Consider the following 21,619-nt stretch of genomic DNA (forward strand, 5'->3'; position numbering starts at 1 on the left):
GTATTAAAGAGTTGTTCCATCTGAGTACCCGGTGCTAAGTATTTAATACAGGGAGGTTTGGCAACGGGATTTCTCTTCTTGCAAGAGCTTTGTGCGCTAAGCTCACGATAAATGATTTACATCCCCATCATCGCACCAGTGTAATCGTCCCCGTCAATTGCCGCAGACTTCCATCCACGAGTTCTACCTCCAAAACGTAGGCAAATACGCCGGCATTCAGAGGTTCTTCTTTATATGTGCCACCCCAGCCAATGTTGTTAGTGTTGCCAAGAAAATTGAATTGTTCAAAAACGACGTCCCTATTGCTATTAAGAATACGCAGGCGGGTAATTTGTGTAATGCTTGATCCGGTATAGACGACGAGCACATCGTTCACGCCATCATCGTTAGGGGAGAAAGCATTGGGAACAAAGATGTCATCTTTCAGATTAACCTCCACAAACAATTCGTCGCTGGCAATGCAGCCATCACCGTCGATAATAGTGAGCGTCAGCAAAGTACTCTCGGTAGGCGCGTAGATTGGGTTAGGGCACGATAGGCAGGATAGGTGCGTGGGGTCACTCCACATCCATTCCTCATCTCCATCTATTGATCGATTGCTGGTGAAATAAATATTTATTTCATCTCCATAAATGATTCTGATATCTTCCCCCAGGTTAATCAAAAAATCATCAGGGCAGGTCGTGGTATCGGGGCTGATGGAAAAATCAGGACGGAGTTCAAACGTGGCAGGATGACTGGCGTGTAGTTGAAAACCAAACATACCGAGTAATATCCATAAAGGGAGTAGACGTGAGAGGAGCATGCGTTATTTTTTTGATTCGTAAAAAAGCAGCTACAATTTAATGTAGATAAATGACTCCTGCAAATTGCGTCTAATTCACCTCATGAGGATACGCCGCCTTGCGATGCTGAAAGCGCAGGATACTATCTTTGACGATCACCCCCTGATCAATGTTGATTGCTCTTTGGATGGTTTCGTTTTGTTTCCAGGTTTCCCGGCCGGTGATGACGGAGGGCAGGTGAACAATCAAGGCCGCGGAAATAGATCTTGAAGCACTTTCCCAAAAATAGCTGGGCGTATGATCCACGGCGTAGTAGTCGATCTTGGCAACGGAGATCATTGGTTTTTTGAAACTGGTGGGTTTCGCAAAATAGAAGCCCATCCCTTCATCGCAGCTAACATCAATGATCAGCGCACCGGGTCTTAGGCTGGACTTTTCATCCTCGTTGACATAATTGATGGGATCATCGGTGTCCTGATAGGTGCCGTTGATGATAATCTCCGACTCACTGATGACCTCCAATAGTGGGCGCTCTGATCCATCGTGCTCTACCATCAGCAGTCGGGGTTCGGTGCCTACACCGTGTCTCACGCGCGTATAATGCACATCCAGTACTTCTTCTCTCACTTCATGGTCGGGCCTTTGGATACAGATCGTGATGTCTCGGAAACCGTGGGCCTTCAGCGCGTAGATCGCCCCTCGACTAACGGCACCGAAACTAAAGATGATGACCTTCCGCTGGTTGCCATAATGGCCATCAATCCCCTTGAGCTGAAGCGCGTGGATGACGGCACTATAGCCCGCCATTTCATTGTTTTTGTAGAAGGTATGCCGGCCTGGTTGTCCGCTCGGGTTCCAGACGTACATATCTTCAAAAGCAATCAAGGTCTGTTTTTTGTCAATGGCCGTTTGGGTAATCTGCGCTTGCTGCACGCAGTGCGGATAGCCCCACAAAATGCCCCCTTCCTTTAGCTCCTCCAAATCAGACAAGATGGGTTTGGCAATAATGACGGCCCCAATGCCTGCCAGTATTTCATGCCTGCTGGCGATGCCGCCCGTTTGCTTCGCGATTTCTTTATCCTCGATATGGAAAGGATGGCCATAGCCCTCCTCAAAAATCAGCTGCCGACGGATAAATTCAGGAAGCCTGTTTAAATGCTCGGGGTGGATCGGCACCCGCCTTTCGTCTGCTTTTCTTGAAGTACCAATAACACCCATCGATAATAAGGTCATAAAATTTCTTGTTGAATGGAAACGGATTGCCGGTTAATGAAGTAGACAATGCGTAGAATTTTCTTAGATACACCTTTTTAAGGTGTAATCCTAGGGAAGGGGTACTTAGTTGCCGGATGGTGGGGTAATAAAATATTAATAATCAATAAAAAAGAGCATGCGGGCTAAGCTGTGTAGCGCTAGAACAACTAGAGATTAAGCTGATGGATGGATGGACGATATGTTACTTTTACTAATGTGGGAGTTATGAAGAAAAAAGATAATGAGGATATTTGTTATAAAAAGGTAGATGAAGAGGCGTTCTAAAAGATCACTATTAGCCTTATCTTGGAGAGTAGGTGTCGGTATTGCTCTATTGGTGGTCTCTTTGGGGCTGAAAATGTATTATGACCACAAATTTGAGACTTATTCTACGCTGTACACTGCGAACATGTTTATGAATGTAGCAGGATTGGTCTTGCTTTTTTTGCCAGCTTTTCAAAGGATTGATGGACAAATGCCGACTAGCTTTCAATTGTACCCTAAAAAATGGACGACAAGTATATTAAAGCAAGTAAGTGTTGCGATGATGATCGCAATAATAGGATTACTGCTTTTCGAAGGAGGCAGCTATTTGAACAAAGTGTGGGTAAACTACCAGATTGATAGAAACCCTGTTGAAGTGGTGGGTGAGATGGAACATGAAATAGAAATTAGTCTTCCTGGGAGATTTGGACGCAGCTCAGAGCGGTTTGTGGTTATCGGTTACTCCGTCGATGATAAAAGCTATCACTTAAAATCAAGGATTATTCGGCAGCAAAAGGTTGTTTCAGGCAAGAAAATTATGGTGAAATATTTAAAGACCGATCCAAACTTGGCAATTGTACGCGAGTTAGGATTATAAAGCGCTCGGGAAATGATATATTTATGGTCAATAAAAAATAAACTAAACCCATTAAAGGATACAGAACGCGCTCATGATAGGACTCTATATTGTACTCTACATTGCTTTTTCCGCCATCTTGGTGGTTGTAGGAGAGCTACTTGTGCATAATAAAGATCTCAGGATATTCATAGGCCTGGACAACCACAGTTTTCTTAACCAAGAGCAAGTCGATGCGGTTACTAAAATCTCTAAGCTGCTAGTGATCTTAGGGAGATTACTGCAATTATCTGGAGCTATCTTGCTATTGATGAGTCTGTCATTTTTCTGAATTACGTTTGCGACAGTTTAGATATATTTTGATAAGTGATTTACATTCAATGAAAATTTCTGCTGTTATTTTCACGAGCCTTTTCGGATTACTCAGTTGTACGCCGTATTTAGGAACCAAGATTCTTCATGTCGTACCCTATGGTTTCGAAGGGGCTTTGGTTATCAGAACGATCACTGATCCTAGTAGCAGTTATAATAAGGTCAATGAGGACGGGTTCATAGAAGTAGCCTACGAAAATGGATATGGTATACTCAACCAAGCCCGACCAATGCTTTGGTCAGAAGAAAAAGTAGTGTGGAGAAAAAATAGTGGAGCATTGGTTGATTCCGTACAATTTGTGAATTCAGGCATAAGGACACAAGGGCTGGAAACTGTCTTTTTGGTAGTGAGACAAGGAAAGGAGATAGCGGAGATCAAAAGTGATTTAATGAAATTTCTCGACGAGGAAGAAGTTGATTTCCATTGGAAACCAACAGGGGGGAAGTATCCCTTGGGCCCACGTCGGGCATATACGATCAAGGGAAATACCCGCTCTTGGGTTGATAAATGATTAGAACATACCGCTTTAAACAAAAAAGTCTAAATTTGATTAGCCAGTGGCCCAATTCCACTTATTGCTTACCCTCCATCAAAAAAGGAGAAATGAAATTTGAACAGCTAGAAAAGGAAATCAGATTGCTTGTTTCTCAAAACAAGCTGAGAGAGGCGATTGATCTGCTGAATGATTTTTTCACAGAAGATGATGATTTAGATGATATTACCATACAATCGTCTAATTATTATTCAGTTTTAGAAAAGGAAGTAAGAGGAACAGCAGATGCTTTAGAGGTTGAATTAGTCCTCAATAAGTTAAGGTCAAATATCCTTCAGTTGTTACGTTCTAAGAAGGAATACATCAGGTATAAAGAGCAGACATTCGGAGAAACCAGCCATCCTGATAAAATCGATACCGAGGAAATTAAAGTGTTTTTTAGCGTCGGAAGCCCGCATAATGACGAACAGCAGGTGTACATAAATGAGTTGGTAGCCTACTTTAAAAGCAATGGTATAAAACTAGAAACACTAAAAAACTGGAATGATAACGACCCAATCTTGCCAATCATTAACGAATTGAAAGCATCAAATGGATGCTTCGTTCTTGCCTTAGAGCGATATTTCGTAAGTGAAGGGACCGAGAAAAGAGGAAGTGATCAAGAAAGCAAAATATTAGACAAGAGCTTTACGAGTCCATGGCTACACATTGAGGCTGCAATAGCAAGGTCACTTGATCTACCATTAATTATATTCAAGGATAGGTCGTTGAAAAATGAAGGGCTCATTCATGATGATAAACAAGAATGGGGAATCGTGAGAATAGAGGAGGGTAATCTGAACGAAATTCTTGAGTATCCCGTTAAAAATTTCATCTTGAGTTGGATCAATCAAGTTAGGAGATTTCATAAGAATAAACAAGGAAGCTAATCGAAGCCCCCCCAGGCAAGGCGCTAAAAATAAAAAATCTCACCTTACCACTTACCTCTGTGTATCTCATGGGCATAAATAGATAGAAATACCCAATATTCATCTACTTATCATGAGAACATCCAACCAACTTCACTTAGAAGAGGATAATGCTCCTCTGCTTACTGACCTAAAAAACAGCTTGCTGTCAACAAGCTTAATAGAAGGGCAAGCCATCCCCTATTCAAGGCCCGTTTTTTTCGAAGAAGATCAGCAATGGCTCACCCTAATAGCACAATGTGTCCAGGAGAATTTAGCCAACAATAAATATACCGTTAAGCAACTGGCATTTGATGTCGCAATCAGTGAACGACAGTTGCGACGGCGAATGAAACAGCTCTTAGGTATGGGCCCCGGTAAATATATACTGCAAAAGCGTTTGCATCACGCACAGCAGTTGATTTCTAAGCGAAAATACAAAACGATCACCCGAGTAGCACGTGAGGTAGGATATAAAGACGTCGACTCTTTCCGGAGTAATTTTCAGTCGTTTTTTGGGGTTAGTCCTAAAGAATGCTTGGGTTTTTAATGTTGTGTGAATTAATATCCTGCGAATGTCCGCTTTGGCGGTGTTATTGTCCGCTTTAGCAGAGTGAATGAAATTACATTTACACAAGTCAAGGTTTCATATTCAAGACCTTTTTTATTAACCATAATCAATCCGGTCTATTCATCTTAGATAAAGAGACCATAAAACCTAAAGCTAAAAATGGCAACATCCAAAAAGAGCTCAACATCATCTCAAGAATCTTCTTCAGAAGAAAAGAGCACAACAACACTAGCATCTTCCTCACAAGAAGCCTTGGATGCAAGAATTACGGATAGGAATTCAAACGAGTTCAATCCTGATGAAATCCTTGAGCAAGAAATAAGAGATGCAAAACCTGAACTGGATTTCAGCAAAATCAAGTTTATTCATTCCTCATTGGCCGATCATATTATCACACTGGCCGATAGGATGATCAAAAAAATGGAGACAGAACTAGGCTCTGAGCCATCTAAGTCAGAGTTTAAAGGGGTGAAGGATATGTTTGATTACTCTTTCACGATCAAGGATAAAAACAACCCCAATGGCAAAATATTGAACCACGAGGAGGACTTAAAGAATTTTATCCCGATATTAACAAAGCGAATTGAACAAGGAGAAGGAGCTCGTGTCGATGGCTTGTTGAAAGCAGAGAATATTTTTGAGCAAGGTAGCCATAAAAACAGGAACAAATTTTACTTGTCGACTATAGCTGTAAGCTCTGGAATTGAAATAGTAAAGGTGAATTGGGAATTCGCGGTGCAGACCTACAAAGAGGCAAAAGAAATAGCAGAAGACACCTTCAAAAAGGCTATTTATGACGCTTATGTAGAGGAATACAACAAAATAGATGGGAATAGAAGTAATAGCATTACGGCAATAATTTTGCGACACGAAAATTCATTTGGTTATGCGTCAAAGATCACGCAGGCTATAGACGCGTACGGGAAAAGTCTTCAGAAGATTAATGATGATTTAACGACTGCTTTTAATAAGTTATCTACAGATTTAGTCAAGAGTTGGAATTTGATGGCGCAGGCACAAACGACATTGATGTTGGAGAATAAAACAGATTCTTTAAATCTGTGGAAATCAATTAAGTCGGCTTATAACAACTTGATCAGTAAGTAGCCGATCCTTTAGTAGAAACCTAATTGATAAACTCTAACAAGATTAATTATGCCAACATCAACAATACCTTATGATCCTAGTCTGGTACTGGGAATGGTAATTGCTCCAGAAAAAATAAAGCAACTACAAGAAATTGCAACTTTACAAAGTCCTGTAGATAATGCTCGGAATAAGGTGAATGCCTTGCTGCGTCAAAAGCTGAGTTTAGATATGACCCTCCAGGAACTAAGTAGCTTAGGGGCATCAATATTACAGCTAGCAAAAATAGAACTGAATATCCAAAAAATAATGGATGCTATTATTGCTGCTACCACCGAACTGAGTGAAGCTGTGATGACTTCAGAAGAGGCCATTGCTGCCTTGCTATCTGCACAAGGACAAAAGCAAATCAGTTCGCAGGTAGAGAGTCCAATCGATTTTTCGGCATCAACGCTTACTTCCCTACCGATTAGCTCGGATACGATGAGTATGGATGTTCAGTATTTTCGATATGAAGATAATGAAGAAAGTTCCCAATCTACCGTTAGGTCGGCCTCAGCATTTGTTGGAGCCAAGGTTTCCTCGTTTTTAGGACCAAAATATGGTGCTAGCGCTGCGGCGGATACAAAATCTAGTATGGATGCTGCCCGCAAAGAACGTTCTTTGGTTGGTACAGTAGTGGTGCTTATCAATTGTACACACAAGAATGCACAGGTCTTTTCACCAGTGAAACTTGACGTTGAAAACGCAATAGAGAACTATGCCACCTATACACAAAAAGCATGGACTACGCTTTCCCCAGATAAAATGTTAGAGATGGCCAAGTTGGCTATTGAGCCAGGGAACGTAGACAATGCAATGCCGGTATTGGTAGGAGCGAGTTATGGCTCTAGCTTAGTCGGGTTTGTGCATTTTGAGCATATCGAAAAAACACGATCTATGCAAAAAGCACGCTCCGATGCAGCGCAGATAAGTGCGTCAATTCAAACCTATTTTGTAGAAGCTTCTATTGGGGCAGGCGCGGAGGCATCGAGTAATATCAAAGATTTGATGAGTAGCTCTAGTATTCAGTCTCACTGTAATGTCATTACAATGGGACTCATTCCATCTATCAAATCAAATACTGTGGTTAGTGTAGTGGAAGGAATGCAAGATGGCCCGAAAGAGCGTATGGAACAACTGGCATTGATAAACGGCGCCAATAGCTCAGGGATGAAATCTATGGCAACGATGGCTTCCCAAGCAAAGACCGGTCAGGCCGTAGCCGAGATGAAAAATGATTATATCAAAGGTACGGTAAGTGCAGTAGGGGCTATCGATAAGCAGAATAATCAGGTCATTGACATGAACTCTTTGATGACGGCCATCGATGATTTTGTGGAACGTGCCAACAAGGGAGAGGGTGGCGTACCCATCAACTTCTACATCAAATACGTTACCCAACGTACCATCGCACAACAGTGGATGGAGAAATACTACCCAGAGATGTTGTACGAAAAAGAAGACGATGAAAAATCGAACTAGTAGTTGAATTCAACTAAGCCGTTAGACGGTTTCATGATATAACCAAAGCCAATAGTTTTTTTTGAAAAAGCCCCTCCTGAAAAGAGGGGCTTTTTCGGTTTGTAACAAAATGTTTTCTCCAACCAATAATTCTGTTGCCGTTAGTTTGTTGAGGGAGGCCTTTTCCAACCTCCGTCTTTAAGACACCCCCACCCAGTAGGAGGATAAGTGTATTGCTTTGACTGGAAGCTTACTCAAGGTGAATACAACCCCCAAAGTGGCACCAAATGTACCCCGCTCGCGGGGTCGACGCACAGCGTCGGGGTGGCGCGCGCAAGCCGCAAGAGGCACCTCTTCTGAAGTGCTTGGGGAGCTGAGTCTGCGTATTTCCCAGCCCTGTGCAGCAACTCGAAACAGCGCCCCGGCACCGCCCAAAAAAAATATCACAAATTATTTCAGATCATAATACGAAACACGGAAACAACGACGTTATCCCCCCGAATCAGCTGCCCTTGCTGAATTCTTCACACCCTGACCACTAGGCAGAAAACTACCCACCGTTATTCTTTTTTCCCATTGAACGATCCTGGTCGGCTGACCGCCGATTAGCAACTATTTCGTGAGCTTTGTTTTTGCGTGGCTTATTGTCAGCAATGTAATTTCCTGTCAAATCTCACTGTAAGAGGTAAAAAGTACGCAGTACCTTGGTAATAGATCAATTTTGGCTGATCAAAGTCCAAGTACCCAGTACCAAGTACCCCGTACGGTGAGGTCTGCCTGGTATTCATTGCTACTAGCTGACCCTTAAAAGCAGACCTCACATATTTCCCAAAAACGAGTGAATAAGCAGTCTCCCCCTGCTTGTTCCGTAAAAACCATTGCCCATGGATCGTACTACCGCGCTAGCTGGCCGCCGGGGGCGTCAGCTGTATGCAACGATCAACACTTTTACGACCGTCACGACGGATTTGGAGCCGTACGCCGGCGTTTGGGAGCAAGCCCAGGCTGCTCACCTGCTACGCCGGACCACTTTTGGCCCCACCAAAACCGCCATCCAACAAGCCCTGAACCAGGGACTGGATGCTACTATCCTTCAATTGTTTACCGACCTGCCCTTGCCGGAACCTCCCCGCTATTACGATACCGAAGAAGGCGACGACCCCAATGTGCTGCCGGAAGCAAGCTGGGTAGATGTGCCCTTGCCAGAAGAGGGCGACGTGCTACCCAATCGCACCCGTAGCCTGCAAGCCTGGACGATGGGCCTCTTGCTCAATGAAGACATCTCTATCCGGGAGCAACTGTGCCTGTTTTGGCACAATCACTTCGCCATCAATAATTCCGTCAATGATCCGCGCTTTTGGTACCGCTACATTACCACCATCAGGAGCCAGGCTTGGGGTAATTTTCGGCAGCTGTGCAAGGACATCACCATCGACCCCTGCATGCTACGCTTCCTCAACGGCAACCAAAACGAAGCAGGTTTACCCAATGAAAACTACGCCCGCGAGCTGCTGGAATTGTACACCGTAGGCAAAGGCCCCTTCGCCGGCCCTGGGGATTATACCACTTTCACGGAACAAGATGTGGCGGCCATGGCGCGCGTCCTCACTGGCTGGACAGACACTGGCTACCAAACCACTGACCCGGAGGAGGAGCTGACGGCCATTTTTCAGCCCGAGCTTCACGATGCCTTGCCCAAGCAGCTGTCGGCAAGGTTTGGCGGGGAAGTCATCAGTGATTTGGGGGAGGAGGAATATGCACACCTGATCGACGTCATCTTTGCGCAAGACGAGGTGGCTCGGCACATCTGCCGCAAGCTCTACCGCTGGTTCGTTTACTACAAGATCGATGAACTAACGGAGACGGAAGTCATCTTGCCCCTGGCGCAATTACTGATCGACAATGATTACGAGATCGCGCCGGTTTTGCAGGTGTTGCTGCGTAGCAACCACTTCTACAGTATCCTCAACCAGGGGCCGATGATCAAGCATCCCATCCAGTTTGTGCTCAACCCCATTCGGCAGTGTGGCGTACCTTTTCCGCAAGAAGAGCAGGAAAAGTACCCCCTCTGGCAACGCCTGCACGAGGTCACCGACAGCATGAATATGGCCTACTACGACATCCCCGAGGTGGCAGGCTGGAAGGCGTACTACCAGCAACCCTTATTCTACCGCAACTGGATCAACTCCATCAGCTTGCAGCAACGCAGCGGCTACATCCGCAACCTGGTCGTGAATGGCTACACCCCGGCAGCGATCACGCTGAGGATGGACCCACTAGCGTTTATCGCCACCCTCGACGATCCGCTGGAGCCCAACGCCATGATCGCCGAAATCGCCACCCTACTGCTGCCTCAACCCCTCGAATCCAGCCAACTGACGGCCCTCAAGGAGATCCTGATCCCCGGCCTGCCCGACTTTGAATGGACGCTCGAATACGGCGACTACCTCGGCAATCCGGACGATGAGACGACCCGCCAGGCGGTGGAAAGTAAGCTCCAGGATTTGTTTGTGGGCCTATTCAATATGGCGGAGTTTCACCTGTCCTAGTGGTTTTTAGATGGATTATTTTCCCAAAAACAAGGAGCATGATAACAAACGTTTCGCATCAATGCTCCTGCAACTACCTACAAAATGAAAAGGAGAAATTTCCTTCAAACAGCGGCAGCGGCCGGTACTGCTGCCAGCTTGCCTTTTTTTCTAAATGGTATGCCTTTGCAAACGATGGCCAAATCAGCCTTGTTTAGCAATGTGAATCCTGATAATGATAAAGTGTTGGTCTTGATTCAGCTCATCGGAGGCAATGATGGCTTGAACACCATTATTCCCCTCGACCAATACGCAGGGCTGGCCCAGGTGCGCGGCAATATTATGATTCCGGAGCAGAACGTCTTGTCGCTCACCGACACCGTTGGCGTGCATCCGGGACTGAGCGTGCTACGTGCGCTGTACGAAGAGGGCAAGGCCGGGGTCGTACAAGCGGTGGGTTACCCCAACCAAAACCGTAGCCATTTTCGGAGCATGGACATCTGGAATTCGGGCTCGGGGGCCGAAGAGACCTGGTCGACGGGTTGGCTGGGCCGCTATCTCGACAGCTATTACGATGGTTATCCAGAGGGTTACCCCAATGAAGAACATCCGCACCCCTTTGCCATCACGATGGGCGGCAACGTATCCGAAACCTGCCAGGGCTGGGCGGCCAATTACAGCCTGACGGTCTTCGATCCCTTCTCGCTGAATCCGCTGTTGGAAGGGGAGGGGGGAGCGCTGCCCGACACCCCTTACGGCGATGAGCTGGCTTTTCTGCGGCATTCCATCGCGCAGACCAATGCCTACGGCGAAGTGATTACAGAGGCGGCCAACCTGGGGGCGAATACCGTCGTGTATCCGGAAACCAGCCGCCTGGCCCGACAGCTAAAAAACGTGGCCCTGCTCATCAGTGGTGGCTTGCAGACCAAGGTGTTTGTGGTGAGTCTGGGCGGCTTTGATACCCATGCCAACCAGGTGCTGGAAGATGGCCCTTTGGGAGGTGAACACGCACAATTGCTCAAGGCCGTATCGCAGGCCATGACCTCATTTCAACAGGATCTGGTCAACTTGGGACTGGAAGACCGCGTGCTGAGCATGACCTTCAGCGAGTTTGGTCGCCGTATTCGCTCTAATGCCAGTTTTGGCACCGACCACGGGACAGCGGCCCCGTTGATGCTCTTTGGTGCCTGCGTAAACCCGCAGGTTTTGGGTGAAAACCCGGAAATTGATGGCCAGATTGGTAATTCTGAAGGCATCCCCATGCAGTATGATTTTCGCGATGTCTACGGCTCCATCCTGCTCGACTGGTTTGAAGTGGAGGAAAGCCAGGTACGTAGTCTGCTGTACGACGACTTTACCTACCTGCCGATTTTAAATACCTGCGAATCGGTAGTGAGTGACACCGAACAAGCTACGCCCGAGCTGAGTGTAGAAACGTTTCCCAATCCATGTCAGTCAGGATTCACGCTGAGTTTTCAGTGCCAGCGGGTACACGTCCGTATCACCTTGTTTGATGCGGTTGGGGCGGTGGTACGCCAATTGGCCGCCCGCACCTTGCCTCCCGGCAGGCACCGAATAGAAGTAGACATGAGCAAGCAGCCCGCCGGTGCCTATTTCGTACGCCTACAGATGGGGCAGCAGATCCAGACAAAGCGGGTGGTGAAGTTGGGGTAGTAAGGTTGTAATCTTGAACTATGTAAGGGATTATAAGAACATAGAAGTTGCTTATATTTTCTTTTATGAACTTATATGGTTCAGCTCTTTCTCCTCAATATCAAATCCCGCATCGTCCACCGCTTCCTCAATAGCTTCGCTGGACGCGGTTCCTTCGACGGTCAGGATTTTATCAGGATGATCCGTGTCAACGGTCCATTTTTCTACGCCAGGGACTTCGTTGAGGAAATTGGTCACCGCGCGCACACAGTTGCTGCAGTTGATATTGGTCTTAAACTGTTTGGTCATCTTATCTTTGTATTTGTTATGGTAGCCAGAATGGCCAGCTAAAAACTAACACATGCAAAGGTACCTTCGTTTAGTACTGTTATCGATTTTCGGAACAATGATTTTTATTACCCTCCAAGGGCAGGAGAATCCCCCAGTTTTACTGAAAGGTAAGGTGGTGGAGAAAGCAACAGGAGAAGCTCTGCCTTTTGCGACCTTGGTGTTGGTGAAGGATGCCAGGCTTGGTGTCGCAACGGATATTTACGGCAATTTTAGCTGGGAGGTATCCGCTGACGCCCAGGATGAAGTGGAGGTTCGGTACCTGGGATTTACGACACGTACGCTTACGGTGAGTGAAATTGAGCAAGAGGGTGTCATTGAATTAGCTTCTGTAAGCGCATCCATTGAACCGCCAGTGGTACGAGGCAAGATCAATTACGACGACCTCTATTCTTCAACGGTGTGCCGTCTGGAGCAAGATGCCCTTTGGGGCGAAGACGCCATTAATATTGCCCGTGCATTTGATGGTTTACCGGGGGTGCAAATCCAGCAGGGGGCACTCAATACCCAACGCCTCAGCTTGCGTGGCATTGGTGCCCGGACACCTTTTGCAACAGATCAGGTACGCCTCTACTGGAATGATATCCCCCTCACCAATGGTGCTGGCGAGAGTGTACTCGAAGATATAGAAAGCGGCTTTTTGGAGATGGCTTATGTACAAACGGGGCCCGCCCCTGCTGCCTTGGGCGCCAATCTGGGCGGGAGTATTCAGTTGGTGAGCAAGCAATGGGATCTCCCCAACTGGGGCACCAGCTTTGGCGTCTCAGCAGGAGACTTTGGTCGCAACCGAGAATGGCTAAACCTGCACAGCAAAGCCGGGAAATGGGAACAAGACCTGAGCCTCGTTCGCAGTGCCAGCAACGGCTATCGGGACAACAACGATTACAAAAGACTTTCGGGAACCCTACTAGGGCGCGTGAGCAATCGCTCCAATGAGACTTTGTACCTCGTACACCTGCGCCAATTGCAGGCGGAAATCCCCAGCTCCCTCAATGCCAACGATTTTGTTGAGAAGCCTACCGCAGCGGCCTTCAATTGGGCCTCCGTCAATGGCCGAGAAGATCAATTGACGTATTTGCTAGGTCTGCAACATACCCACGAAATCGGCCACTTGGGCCAAATGGGCAAACTGATCAACCGTTCGTCCATCTTCGGCGGCCGGCGAACCAATGATGAGGTGCGCCCCTTTGATATCATCAATGAAGACAGTTACCAATATGGCTTACGGACCAACTTTATTTTCCGCGATGCTCCCGCCCTCAAGGGCAGCTTCCAGCTTGGTGGCGAATTGTTTTTAGAAAATTACGACATCACCACTTTCGAGGTGCTGGATGGCGGTGCTCAGGGGGATCAACTTGGCACCCAAACAGAAAATCGTTCCTACTATTTTGCCTTCAGTCAGTGGACCGCTCAATGGGGCAAAAGCTGGAAGACGACCATGGAGGGCAATGTCCGCCAAACCTTGTACAACTGGCAGACCCTTGATCTGGATCGTGATTTCAATTTTGATCCCGTCTTTTTGCCCAGTCTGAGTGTTTTTTACCAGCCTACCAACAAGAATTGGGGTCTCCACGCCCGCGTAAACCGTGGCATCTCTCAGCCCGATCCTTCCTCCTCCATCCAAAACGCCTCCCTGGATGGTGAACCGCTGCAGGCAGCTTCCGGGTGGAACCGCGAGGTAGGTTTGAAGTGGTATTCCAATTATTTCTACCTGGAAATTACCGCCTTTCAGATGGATTTAGACGAGGCACTTGTGCAGCGACAGGATGATTTGGGGCGCATACTTTTCTTCAATGGGGGCTCGGCGCGGCATCAAGGGCTAGAGATTCGTTTTGCCAAAGGCCGCTGGTTGAGAGAACATTTCCTGCATTTCAAAACCAACTACACCCTGGCGGACTACCGATTCCGCGACTTTCAAGAGCTGGATGGTGATTATTCCGGTAACGATATCCCCGGCGTCCACCCGCACCGCTGGCGCAGTGATCTGAGTTGGAAATGCAACCGCTGGGGAGCTTCCCTCAGCTTGGATGTGGCCGCCAAGCAGTGGGTCGATGATGCCAATACCACTTCGGCGGATGGGTTTGCTGTGGTGCATACTCGCTTGTCGCATACCTTTGCTAAACTGGGGCGTGGCCTAAAACTCTACGCTGGATGCAACAATATTTTCGATCAGGCTTACGCCGGAATGGTGCAAGTCAATGCCCGTGGTTTTGGGAGTAATTTGCCTCGTTATTTCTATCCGGCACTGCCGCGCTACTTCTATCTAGGGGTAGATTATGGCCTGTAGTTGGAAGGAATCTTACAGATGCCATTCAATTTGTCAGACTATAAAAGGATTATATATCAAAACCAGACAGCCAATAAGGTGTTGTAAGTTAGCACCGTTTTTGATCCACAAATCGTCGTTAAAAGGACGTAGATAACTGAGGAGGAACGGATAGCCGCTGGAGAAATCTAATATCCCTATACCCTCTACCAAGTACGCTGTACCGTGAGATTTGATATAGTTCTGCCTCTTCTTGAGTAGGTTTACTTCAAATCTCACATCGTCTTTTATGAAAATGAATAATTATGGAGATTCGCCTTATACCTCGCGAAGAGATTGACAAGACCAAATGGAACAGTTGTATCCACTATGCCACCAACGGCAATGTCTTCGGCTACATGTGGTACCTGGACGCCATGGCCCGCCAATGGGATGGCCTGGTAGAAGGCGACTACGAATCCGTAATGCCACTGACTCACAAGGATATGAACTGGGGGCAGCAAGGCTTGATACAGCCACCGCTGGTGCGCGAAATGGCGATCTACAGTGTCAATCCTCCTTCTACAAAGCGCAATGAAGCATTCTGGAACGCTCTGCCCGAGCAGTACAAAAAAGTAGATCTGCACCTCGACTCCTTTAGTCAACCTCGCACGACGGGCTGGGTGACGGAAGCGACCAATAACTATTTTCTCCCCCTTTCCAGTGCCTACGAGCTCCTTCGCGAACGCTATTCCCAAACACTGATCGATCAACTGGAAGTCGCCAAAACGGCTGACCTCTTTCCCGTTTCCAGCATCAAACCAGAACGGCTTGCCGAAATGTTTCGCAAGATGAAAGGCAAGCTCACCGAGCCAGAATTTCACGGTCTCCAGCGCATTATGTACAATGTGCTCCACCGCGGCTGGGGTTTCGCCTCCGGCATCATGAACCGTGAACAGGAAGTGCTCGCCGCAGAGTTCTTCATCTTCAGTCATGGTCGTATTATGAGTCTCGCCCCGGTAGAGACGGCTGCTGGCAGCAAAGTTTTCGCCAAAGCCTACCTTTATGATTTGATGATTCGCCAACAGGCCAACAAACCTCAGTCGCTAGACTTCAACACCAGCACCCAAGAAGCCGAATTTGCTCGCCATTTCGGTGCCCTCAATTACGAATACTACCGCGTACAACGTGAACGCCCCAAAGGCTGGCGCGGCTGGTTTTAAATGCTACCGCCCAAATTCATCATAATACTCCTCGTAGTACGTCTCGTATTCGTAGATCAGTTCGATATTGGCAACCTCCGTCGTTGTCAGATCTCGCCGAATATCCGTCGTTACGGGCATGTACCAATCCTGGTCCTCAAAGTAGTAGCGCATATCCTTGATCTTGAAGCTGTACCCGTGGCGAGCATAAATTTCGTTGCGCATCAGTCGTAATTCCTCCGCATCGTAATTCCAGACATCCTCTTCCGTCAACAACCGCTGGGACGCCTCGGGCCACCTGCCGACCCTTGGCTGATAACTGAATTTCTTGGATTTCAGCGTGTAGCTGCGAGCCGTATTGCCTTTCGTGCGGAAGGGCTTCCACTCACCATTGAGTTGCTGCTTGGCTGGGGTAATGGTAAATGTGAAGGTACCATCGTAAGGATCATCTCCGGGCTCAGCGAGTTCCATGGTATAAGCTTCACCTGGATTTTGCTTGGTAATACGGCCAGTGAGCGGGCGGTAGTTGCCCGCACATACGCTGTAGCCCCGAATTTCCTCTCCCTGCTGTTCCGCAAGAATCAGCGTAATCTGGTTAGGACCAAAAGCACCTGTATAATAGCCCAGAAATTCGTTGTCAGTAATGGCTTGCCCCAATTGCTGAAGGTCTTTTTGCATCAGCTCCTGCTTGGCCGTCATGGCTGGCCCGATAGCTTGCACATTGCTGGCAAAATGAGCGGAAGCAGAATTGCTGGGACGTTGTTTGGCGGGGCGCTTGGCTTCTTTGGGTGCGGTTGATTCGGTTGATGGTGCCGTTGCAGCAGTATCCGTTGCAGGACTAGACGGTCCTCCACAAGAAAGAAGGTTGAGGCAGAGTAGTGTTAATAGAATTCTTAGGATCATGATGGTTCAGGTTTTACAGTGATCATTGGTTTTACGCAGCAAATTAATTGAAAATAACAGGAAGCTAAAAACTATGGGTACAAAAATAATAAACAACGCTATTTCTTAAATGAGCTTATATTTCTTATATGGTTCAATCGTTTTTGAAATTTATTCTTTCGAATTGAATATTACTTTTACGGAAAATCCTTGTAAACGCTAATGCCTATCAACCGAACAGTGGGGATCGCCAAAGAGATCAAATGGCTCCTCCTACTTCTCCTCCTCCTCTACTTCACCTACCGTATGGCCCTGCTCAGCTGGCCCTATCTCGCGTTCGATGACCGAGTGGCATTTCTGCGCATCAAGCAATCCGTAGTGAATATTCCCTGGTGGAAAGCGGCCTTCTACGTGCATGTGTTTACCAGCATTTTTTTACTTATCGCCGGTTTTACCCAGTTCAGTACCCTATTGCTTAAGCAGTATCCGGGTGTGCATCGCGGCATGGGCAAACTGTATGTTGTTGTGCTGCTCTTTCTTTCCGGGCCAGCGGGCTTTCTTCTGGCCATCAAAGCCAATGGGGGTAGCTGGTCACAGTTGGCTTTTACGATGTTGGCAGTATTGTGGTGGTGGTTTACCTGGCAGGCTTGGCGGAGCGTGCGAAAAGGTCATTACAAAAAGCATCAGGACTTTATGTGGCGAAGCTTTGCGCTGACATTATCAGCGGTAACCCTCCGCTCCTGGAAGTGGTTGATCGTATTGGTCTGGGCGCCACCGCCCATGGATACCTACCGGCTGGTCGCATGGTTGGGGTGGGTGCCTAACCTTTTATTGGTAGAATGGTGGATCAGGAGGCAGAAAACGTAGCCATGTTGTATTTTTTGTATATTAAACCTGCTTTATTTAGTAGTTGAACTTTAATCCCGGTAATTAGTGCTATTATCGGGATAGTTTTACTTTAAACCTTATCCCTTCTTACCTATGTTAAACGTTTTCAAACTCAATTTTTCCAATATTCGCGGCGACTTTTTTGGTGGCCTTACGGCCGGAGTTGTAGCACTACCGCTGGCATTGGCTTTTGGTGCACAGACCGAATTGGGGGCTATTGCTGGTTTGTATGGAGCCATTGCGTTGGCTGTTTTAGCAGCGTTTTTTGGCGGAACAGCCACCCAGGTGAGCGGGCCTACGGCTCCGATGACGGTAGTATCAGCAGCCGTGATAGCAAGTTGCATTACGGAATCGGGAGCGTCTTCGGTAACGGAAGTGATCCCTCTAATCATTGCGACGTTTTTTCTAGCTGGGGCGATTGAAGTGTTTTTCGGGATTATTCGGCTGGGGCGTTATATCCGCTATATCCCTTACCCCGTAGTGTCAGGCTTCATGAGTGGCATTGGCGTCATCATTATCATTACCCAGTTGTTTCCAATGCTGGGTTACAATGCTTCTCAGGACGAAATGCTGGTAGCGCAACGCATGCCCCATGCGGAGGAAGTGATTTTGGAGAAAATCCTACAAGAAGAAGAAGCCGAAGGTGTACCCATTGGCGTAATGAGTGCCGAAGACCTGGAGGAAACTGCCCGTAGGGCCAAGGAAGTAAGCGCAGGAGATATTCACGCTGAAGCAGTAAAGCAAGCCAAAAGCCAAGCCAGTGGTACCGTGGGTACGATTAAATACCTAAGTAGACCATTCAAAATCCCTAATGGAATCAATTGGATCAATCTGCTGATTGGGCTGGGCACGATTTTGACCATCTACGGCTTTAAACGAATAACCACCGCAATACCATCTTCCTTGGTTGCTCTGGTGCTGATGACTTTGGTCGTTTATTTCTTTTTCCCCGGCCAGGTCCCCGTCATTGGTGAGGTGCAATCAGGTTTGCCTTCCTTACAACTTGGCTTTTTTGGGGCGTATGCCGACTTAGGCATGCTTGGTACGATCTTCAAGTTTGCACTGACACTAGCGGCTCTCGGGGCCATTGACTCCTTGCTGACCTCGGTAGTAGCGGACAATATCACCAAAACCAAGCACGATAGTGACCAGGAACTGATAGGGCAGGGAATAGGCAATATGGGGGCGGCCCTCATCGGCGGATTACCAGGTGCTGGTGCTACCATGCGTACGGTTATCAACATAAATTCAGGAGGAAAAACCAAGCTATCCGGAATGATTGCCGGAATCTTTCTACTAGCCGTACTGCTGGGTGTAGGGCCGGTAGTTGCCTATGTGCCAAATGCTGTTCTAGCGGGTATCCTGTTTACTGTAGGAGTCGGAATCATTGATTATAAAGCCCTGCGACACATGAAGACCCTCCCGCTACCGGATACCATTATCATGCTAGTGGTATTGTTCCTGACAGTTTTTGTTGATCTGTTGACCGCAGTAGGGGTAGGAATGGTGTTGGCTGCTTTGTTGTTTATGAAGAGTATCTCAGATATGGTAGAGGAAAAGACCCAAACGGCTTCTTCGCCTTTGCGCGATGTGTCGCTGGAACGAGCCTGGGAAGATGACGCCGATTTGATCCAAGAATATGGAGATCGCGTGTACGTAAAACACCTGGATGGTCCACTATTCTTTGGTTTTGCCAGTCGTTTTCAGGAAATGGTACAGGCTTTGCCCACGGTCTGTATCGTGATCATGCGAATGCGGCGCGTCCCCTATGTAGATCAATCGGGACTCTATGTCATGGAGGAAGCCATCATGGAACTCCACCGCCAGGGTATTGCGGTAGTGTTTACCGGTTTGCAAGAACAACCACTGGACATGTTCAAACGTATTAACCTCATTCCTGGGCTAATCGACGAAAAATACCTCTTTGAAAACTTTAATACCTGCTCGGAATGGCTCATCGAAATTATGAAAGATGAGCAAACCCTGAAGCATATTATCACCGATCAGCTCTCAGATACAGTGAGGGTAAGTGATGATATTGATGAGATGTAAAGAAAGAGGGAGAATAGCTTATGAAAAAATTAAAGTAAAGCTATTTTTGCAGATAGGGATACTTTGATTAAATTGCTTCCTTTTATAAAGAGACAGTATGGCGATTCGAATACAAATGCAGTTGAACGAAAAATTATTTCTACGTGACCCGCAAGATACAAAGCTTGGACGAAATATTATTCGCCACAGTATTTTGTTGATTGATGAGATTGGTTTTGAGCAGTTTACGTTCAAGAAGCTGGCAGAGCAAATCGAATCGACAGAGGCTTCTGTTTATCGTTATTTCGAAAACAAACACCTTCTTTTGGTGTACCTCCTGTGTTGGTATTGGGAATGGACCAAGTTTCAGTTGGATTTCAATACCAATAATATTGATGATCCGTGCCAGAAATTGCGCATTGCCATTGCTACCATTGTCAATACTGCCAAGCGTAACGCCACTATTGATTTTGTCGATGAAGATATTCTCCACAAAGTAGTAGTGGCTGAAGGCGTAAAGGGCTACCACAGCAAAGCGGTTGACCAGGAAAATCAGGAAGGTTTTTTCGCTACTTACAAGTCGTTGGCAGTGAAAATCGCTAGCTTTATTACCGAAATTAACCCCACCTTTTCTTATCCACGTGCACTGGCGAGTACATTGCTCGAAATGGCTAAAGATCAAACTTACTTCGCCGAACATCTTCCTCGCCTAACAGACATCGAAGTAAAAAACGGTGACCTGAGGCAAGTAGAGGAATTATTGCTGGATTTTGCTTTTCGGCTGATAAAGCCCGAAAGTTTAGATGCTTGCTAGGAGACGAGTGATTTTGTATCTTACAGAGAGGAAGGCCGAAAATCAGGCCCAACCTCTTCGTAATGCCGAAAATCACAATTCTGATGGAGAAGCTTTTTCCCCTGTTATTCCTCTGTTTGCTGGTTATTTGTTCTTGCAAAACCCAGCAAATAGCAGCTCCACCTACCCCCGAAGACTATACCAAAGAGATAGAAGAATGGCGCACGCAGCGCTTGGCCGATTTGCTGGCTCCCACCGGCTGGCTGAGTCTCATCGGCTTGCACTGGCTCAAGGAAGGCGTCAACGAATGCGGTAGTAAAGACGGTGTCCGTGTGCCGCTGCCCGCTAATGCACCCACCCTGGCCGCTACCTATACCCTGGAAAATGACCAAGTAAGCTGCAATCCCAACACCGAAGCAGGAGTGGTGATGTTGAATGCTACGGATTGCCAGCTCGAATTCGAATCCTTACAGTGGCAGCTGCTCGAGCGCGGTGGCCGTCATGGCGTACGGGTTCGCGACACCCTGCTTCCTACCCGCATCCGTATCAAGGCCATTGAATACTTTCCCATCGATCCTGCCTACCGCGTATACGCCACCTGGGAGGCTAGCAAAGGCCCCGACTCCGTACTGATGCGCAATGTGCTGGATATGGAGTACTACGTGCCCGTCGTCGGGAAATTACGCTTTACCCTGGCTGATCGCCTCCACGAGCTCATTGCGCTTGATGGTGGCCCCGAAGAACTGTTCCTCATTTTTGCCGATAAAACGACGGGGGAAACAACCTACGGCGGCGGCCGCTACCTCTACTGCCCCCGCCCCGGCACCGATGATCGCACCATCATCGACTTTAATAAAGCCTATAATCCACCCTGTGCCTTCACTCAATTTGCCACCTGCCTCCTTCCGCGCATCGAGAATCATTTGCCAATAGCTGTCTTAGCCGGAGAGAAAAATTATGGAGAGCATTAAACAACTGTTTCAATGCCTCGCCTACTCCTCTGGAGGGGTGTTGGAGATTGGTTTTGAACGCGCTTAGTTTCGCCTCAAACCAAAGGGATCTCCATATCCCCCTTCGGAGGGGGTGTCACACAGTGACGGGGGAGGAGACCCCTAACCGCAAGGGCTCTCCTCCCTGCCTGACGTGCCTCCGGAAGGCAGGCCTTGAACCTGTGGATCGGTCCCTCCAGCGGGACA

Annotated in this window: 18 protein-coding genes; 14 read left to right on the forward strand and 4 right to left on the reverse strand. The window is 47.4% G+C overall.

Annotated elements, in window-relative coordinates:
• Positions 1-127: 127 nt before the first annotated feature.
• Together AB0L18_RS12300 and AB0L18_RS12305 are read right to left on the reverse strand one after the other, a co-directional pair.
• Positions 128-805 (reverse strand): gliding motility-associated C-terminal domain-containing protein, encoded by a 678-nt coding sequence (locus tag AB0L18_RS12300; RefSeq protein ID WP_367392889.1) that lies wholly within the window; start codon positions 803-805, stop codon positions 128-130.
• Positions 806-875: 70 nt separating this feature from the next.
• Positions 876-2,018 (reverse strand): N(5)-(carboxyethyl)ornithine synthase, encoded by a 1,143-nt coding sequence (locus tag AB0L18_RS12305; protein ID WP_367392890.1) that lies wholly within the window; start codon positions 2,016-2,018, stop codon positions 876-878.
• Positions 2,019-2,307: 289 nt separating this feature from the next.
• Here AB0L18_RS12305 and AB0L18_RS12310 point away from each other — a divergent pair, with 289 nt between their 5' ends.
• The 8 genes from AB0L18_RS12310 (at position 2,308) to AB0L18_RS12345 (ending at position 12,055) form a co-directional block, all read left to right on the forward strand.
• Complete coding sequence (locus AB0L18_RS12310) at positions 2,308-2,901, forward strand: hypothetical protein (protein ID WP_367392891.1); 594 nt, start codon at positions 2,308-2,310, stop codon at positions 2,899-2,901.
• A 359-nt stretch (positions 2,902-3,260) separates the two neighbouring features.
• Entirely contained in the window at positions 3,261-3,764 is a 504-nt protein-coding gene (locus tag AB0L18_RS12315) for a hypothetical protein (protein WP_367392892.1), read from the forward strand.
• Between the two features lie 92 nt (positions 3,765-3,856).
• Complete coding sequence (locus tag AB0L18_RS12320) at positions 3,857-4,675, forward strand: hypothetical protein (RefSeq protein ID WP_367392893.1); 819 nt, start codon at positions 3,857-3,859, stop codon at positions 4,673-4,675.
• A gap of 112 nt (positions 4,676-4,787) precedes the next feature.
• The gene (locus AB0L18_RS12325) at positions 4,788-5,243 is read left to right on the forward strand and encodes a helix-turn-helix domain-containing protein (protein WP_367392894.1); all 456 of its coding nucleotides are present in this window, start codon (positions 4,788-4,790) and stop codon (positions 5,241-5,243) included.
• Between the two features lie 180 nt (positions 5,244-5,423).
• Positions 5,424-6,371, forward strand: coding sequence for a hypothetical protein (locus AB0L18_RS12330; protein WP_367392895.1), 948 nt, complete (start codon positions 5,424-5,426; stop codon positions 6,369-6,371).
• A 48-nt stretch (positions 6,372-6,419) separates the two neighbouring features.
• Positions 6,420-7,874 carry a hypothetical protein gene (locus AB0L18_RS12335; RefSeq protein ID WP_367392896.1) on the forward strand — a complete coding sequence of 485 codons (1,455 nt, stop codon included), beginning with the start codon at positions 6,420-6,422 and terminating at the stop codon, positions 7,872-7,874.
• A gap of 863 nt (positions 7,875-8,737) precedes the next feature.
• Complete coding sequence (locus AB0L18_RS12340) at positions 8,738-10,402, forward strand: DUF1800 family protein (protein ID WP_367392897.1); 1,665 nt, start codon at positions 8,738-8,740, stop codon at positions 10,400-10,402.
• Between the two features lie 84 nt (positions 10,403-10,486).
• Positions 10,487-12,055 carry a DUF1501 domain-containing protein gene (locus tag AB0L18_RS12345; RefSeq protein ID WP_367392898.1) on the forward strand — a complete coding sequence of 523 codons (1,569 nt, stop codon included), beginning with the start codon at positions 10,487-10,489 and terminating at the stop codon, positions 12,053-12,055.
• 63 nt (positions 12,056-12,118) lie between these two features.
• On the opposite strand, the gene AB0L18_RS12350 is transcribed toward AB0L18_RS12345, so the two are convergent.
• On the reverse strand, positions 12,119-12,343 hold the full coding sequence (locus AB0L18_RS12350) for a heavy-metal-associated domain-containing protein (protein ID WP_367392899.1): 225 nt from the start codon (positions 12,341-12,343) through the stop codon (positions 12,119-12,121).
• Between the two features lie 52 nt (positions 12,344-12,395).
• Here AB0L18_RS12350 and AB0L18_RS12355 point away from each other — a divergent pair, with 52 nt between their 5' ends.
• Both AB0L18_RS12355 and AB0L18_RS12360 read left to right on the forward strand, forming a co-directional pair.
• The gene (locus tag AB0L18_RS12355; RefSeq protein ID WP_367392900.1) at positions 12,396-14,669 is read left to right on the forward strand and encodes a carboxypeptidase-like regulatory domain-containing protein; all 2,274 of its coding nucleotides are present in this window, start codon (positions 12,396-12,398) and stop codon (positions 14,667-14,669) included.
• A 284-nt stretch (positions 14,670-14,953) separates the two neighbouring features.
• A complete protein-coding gene (locus AB0L18_RS12360) occupies positions 14,954-15,850 on the forward strand; it encodes a hypothetical protein (protein ID WP_367392901.1) in 897 nt (298 codons plus the stop codon).
• A gap of 3 nt (positions 15,851-15,853) precedes the next feature.
• On the opposite strand, the gene AB0L18_RS12365 is transcribed toward AB0L18_RS12360, so the two are convergent.
• Complete coding sequence (locus tag AB0L18_RS12365; RefSeq protein WP_367392902.1) at positions 15,854-16,732, reverse strand: YARHG domain-containing protein; 879 nt, start codon at positions 16,730-16,732, stop codon at positions 15,854-15,856.
• Positions 16,733-16,933: 201 nt separating this feature from the next.
• On the opposite strand from AB0L18_RS12365, the gene AB0L18_RS12370 reads away from it, so the two are divergent.
• The 4 genes from AB0L18_RS12370 to AB0L18_RS12385 all read left to right on the forward strand — a co-directional run bounded on the left by AB0L18_RS12370 (position 16,934) and on the right by AB0L18_RS12385 (position 21,394).
• A complete protein-coding gene (locus AB0L18_RS12370; RefSeq protein WP_367392903.1) occupies positions 16,934-17,578 on the forward strand; it encodes a DUF2306 domain-containing protein in 645 nt (214 codons plus the stop codon).
• A 114-nt stretch (positions 17,579-17,692) separates the two neighbouring features.
• Positions 17,693-19,651, forward strand: coding sequence for a SulP family inorganic anion transporter (locus tag AB0L18_RS12375; RefSeq protein ID WP_367392904.1), 1,959 nt, complete (start codon positions 17,693-17,695; stop codon positions 19,649-19,651).
• Positions 19,652-19,748: 97 nt separating this feature from the next.
• A complete protein-coding gene (locus AB0L18_RS12380; RefSeq protein WP_367392905.1) occupies positions 19,749-20,444 on the forward strand; it encodes a TetR/AcrR family transcriptional regulator in 696 nt (231 codons plus the stop codon).
• Positions 20,445-20,527: 83 nt separating this feature from the next.
• The gene (locus tag AB0L18_RS12385; RefSeq protein ID WP_367392906.1) at positions 20,528-21,394 is read left to right on the forward strand and encodes a DUF1684 domain-containing protein; all 867 of its coding nucleotides are present in this window, start codon (positions 20,528-20,530) and stop codon (positions 21,392-21,394) included.
• Positions 21,395-21,619: the final 225 nt, after the last annotated feature.

This window comes from Lewinella sp. LCG006 (assembly GCF_040784935.1).
Taxonomy (GTDB): domain Bacteria; phylum Bacteroidota; class Bacteroidia; order Chitinophagales; family Saprospiraceae; genus Lewinella.